This window comes from Streptomyces niveiscabiei, from assembly GCF_001419795.1.
In the GTDB taxonomy this organism is placed as follows: Bacteria; Actinomycetota; Actinomycetes; order Streptomycetales; family Streptomycetaceae; genus Streptomyces; species Streptomyces niveiscabiei.
The window spans coordinates 1-2,888 of sequence record NZ_LIRL01000985.1 but is presented as its reverse complement, the minus strand read 5'-3'; the positions used below and the strand labels follow the sequence as shown (position 1 = coordinate 2,888).

4 protein-coding genes are annotated in these 2,888 nt (G+C 68.3%); 3 read left to right on the top strand and 1 reads right to left on the bottom strand.

Annotated elements, in window-relative coordinates:
• Positions 1 to 139 precede the first annotated feature (139 nt).
• From lipA to AOK24_RS38405, 3 genes are all read left to right on the top strand, one after another.
• The gene (gene lipA, locus AOK24_RS38415) at positions 140 to 1,105 is read left to right on the top strand and encodes a lipoyl synthase (protein WP_055724571.1); all 966 of its coding nucleotides are present in this window, start codon (positions 140 to 142) and stop codon (positions 1,103 to 1,105) included.
• A gap of 275 nt (positions 1,106 to 1,380) precedes the next feature.
• Positions 1,381 to 1,581: an SCO2195 family GlnR-regulated protein gene (locus tag AOK24_RS38410; protein WP_010352015.1), complete on the top strand. Its 201-nt coding sequence runs from the start codon at positions 1,381 to 1,383 to the stop codon at positions 1,579 to 1,581.
• 37 nt (positions 1,582 to 1,618) lie between these two features.
• Positions 1,619 to 2,320 (top strand): DUF4191 domain-containing protein, encoded by a 702-nt coding sequence (locus AOK24_RS38405; RefSeq protein ID WP_055724570.1) that lies wholly within the window; start codon positions 1,619 to 1,621, stop codon positions 2,318 to 2,320.
• Positions 2,321 to 2,375: 55 nt separating this feature from the next.
• Here AOK24_RS38405 and AOK24_RS38400 read toward each other — a convergent pair whose 3' ends face one another.
• Entirely contained in the window at positions 2,376 to 2,843 is a 468-nt protein-coding gene (locus AOK24_RS38400) for an RDD family protein (protein ID WP_055724572.1), read from the bottom strand.
• Between the last annotated feature and the right edge of the window lie 45 nt (positions 2,844 to 2,888).

Genomic DNA, 2,888 nt, shown 5'->3' with positions numbered 1-2,888 from the left:
CCGGCTTCCGGAAGCCGGATGTGATGCCCCTCGCACCGGGAATGCGCCTCGCACCCAGCGGGTTGGCCTCGTCGCGGGGCTCAATTAGCACGGGCGTACCCTGGTGTACGCCGAAGAATCGAAGCACAGGGAGCCGGTCGTGTCCGCAGTTGCACCCGACGGACGCAAGATGCTGCGCCTGGAGGTCCGTAACGCTCAGACCCCCATCGAGCGCAAGCCCGAGTGGATCAAGACCCGGGCGAAAATGGGTCCCGAGTACACGAAGATGCAGGGGCTCGTGAAGAGCGAGGGGCTGCACACGGTGTGCCAGGAGGCCGGCTGCCCCAATATCTACGAGTGCTGGGAGGACCGGGAGGCGACGTTCCTCATCGGCGGCGACCAGTGCACGCGGCGCTGCGACTTCTGCCAGATCGACACCGGCAAGCCCGAGGCGCTGGACCGGGACGAGCCGCGCCGGGTCGGCGAGTCCGTCGTCACGATGGACCTGAACTACGCGACCATCACCGGCGTCGCGCGCGACGACCTGGAGGACGGCGGGGCGTGGCTGTACGCCGAGACCGTGCGGCAGATCCACGAGCAGACGGCGGGGCGCGCCGAGGGGCGTACGAAGGTCGAGCTGCTGGCGCCGGACTTCAACGCCGTGCCGGAGCTGCTCGACGAGGTCTTCGCGTCGCGGCCGGAGGTCTTCGCGCACAACGTGGAGACCGTGCCGCGGATCTTCAAGCGCATCCGGCCCGGTTTCCGGTACGAGCGTTCGCTGAAGGTCATCACGGCCGCCCGTGACTACGGGCTCGTGACGAAGTCGAACCTGATCCTCGGGATGGGCGAGACCCGCGAGGAGATCACCGACGCGTTGCGGCAGATGCACGACGCCGGGTGCGAGCTGGTCACCATCACGCAGTACCTGCGGCCGTCCGTGCGGCACCACCCCGTCGAGCGGTGGGTGAAGCCGCACGAGTTCGTGGAGCTGAAGGAGGAGGCCGAGCAGATCGGGTTCTCCGGGGTCATGTCGGGGCCGCTGGTGCGGTCGTCGTACCGCGCGGGGCGGCTGTACCAGATGGCCGTGGAGAAGCGGGGGACGTACGTCGCCTCGCAGGCGGTCTGACGCTCCGACCATCGGTTTTCCCGACCCCTTCGCTTGACTCCGGCCGTGTGAATTCCCGCACAAGAACCTACTCGCCGGTAATGGCCGAGACGACGCGGTCCCGGACGTCCTCGCAGTTGAGGGCGTTGCCGGGGCCGCGTTGAAAGTTTTCGGCGTCGTATCAACGTTTCATCGGTGTTTGACCGGTCGGTCACGCCCTGGTAACACCAATCAGTGACGCTGATGTCACATCACGTAGGCCCATACCCAAAGCCGCTCCGAGGGGGGACCTCATCATGCAGGCCGCACCCGTCCGTGCCACCGCCATCCCGACCTTCACCGACGCCCTGCGCGCCGTCGAGTCGCTGCTGCTGAGCAGTGGCCAGCGCACGGCCCGCCGCAACGCGTGGACCTCCGTGCTCGAAGACCGCCGCCGGGCCAAGGACCGGGTCGAGGCCGAGCGCGTCCTCGAAGCGGTCAGCTCCGCCCGTCCCTGAGCGCGAGGGCCCCGCACCGGGCACGTAGACTTCTGGCATGGCGAGAAGTGACAGCGCGGCAGCATCCGCGAACCCCGGGCGACTGAAGCAGATCGCCCTGACGTACAAGATGACCCGTAAGGCCGACAAGACGATCGGCCTGGTGCTCGCGGGCGTCTTCCTCCTCATCTTCGGTGTCTTTCTCGCGATCGGCTTCTGGATCGACCACCCGATCTACCTCGGGATCCTCGGTTTCCTGCTGGCCTTCCTGGGTACGGCGATCGTCTTCGGGCGGCGGGCCGAGCGGGCCGCGTTCGGGCAGATGGAGGGGCAGCCGGGTGCCGCCGCCGCCGTCCTCGACAACATCGGGCGGGGCTGGACCACGACGCCGGCCGTCGCGATGAACCGCAGCCAGGACGTCGTCCACCGGGCCGTCGGCAAGGCCGGGATCGTCCTCATCGCGGAGGGGAACCCGAACCGGGTGAAGACTCTGCTGGCCGCCGAGAAGAAGAAGATGAACCGGATCGTCGCGGATGTGCCGGTGCACGATGTGATCGTGGGCGTCGGCGAGGGGCAGATCGCGCTGAAGAAGCTGCGGACGACGCTGCTGAAGTATCCGCGGGTGCTTACTGGTCCCCAGGTGACGGCGACGAACGACCGGCTGAAGGCGATGGGGGACCTGATGTCCAACATGCCGCTGCCGAAGGGGCCGATGCCGAAGGGCATGAAGCTGCCGAAGGGTGGGCCCAAGGGCCGCTAACTCGTGAAGAACCCCGGAGACCTGCGTCTCCGGGGTTCTTTGTGTTTCGGGTGGCTCAGATCCGTACTTCAACCGTTTGCGCCAGCCTGTCGTGCAGGCCCCTGCCGTCCTTGTCCCAGACCAGGGCCGGGACGGCCAGGCACAGCAGGAGCGTGCGGAGCAGGGCACGCAGGGGGTTGACCGTGCCCGTCGGGAGGTGGAGGACCCTGATGCCGAAGAGGCGTTTGCCGGGGGTGAAGCCGATCGTGGTGACCGTGAGGGCGCCCAGGACGAAGAAGACCAGCAGGGCCCAGTTGCTCGTGGCGGGCGAGTAGCCGTCCGTGATGAGGCCGTATGCGATCAAGACGCTCAGGCCCCAGTCGACGGCGAGTGCGCCGAGGCGGCGGCCGGGGCGGGCGAGGGAGTTCGGGCCGTCCTCCGGGAGGCCGAGGTCCCGGCCCCGGTAGCCGAAGTCCGCACCGGCTTCCTCCAGGGCCGCGCGGGGTCCGGAGAGCCAGGATCCGAGTGCTTGCCTTTTGTCCACCCGTCCACGGTACTGGGCGGGCCGGGGGAAGCCGAAGGGCGGGGT

Bases quoted from the DNA above. Each gene is read 5' to 3' on its own strand.
- AOK24_RS38405 (WP_055724570.1), top strand. From the start codon at position 1,619: ATGGCGAGAAGTGACAGCGCGGCAGCATCCGCGAACCCCGGGCGACTG.
- AOK24_RS38410 (WP_010352015.1), top strand. From the start codon at position 1,381: ATGCAGGCCGCACCCGTCCGTGCCACCGCCATCCCGACCTTCACCGAC.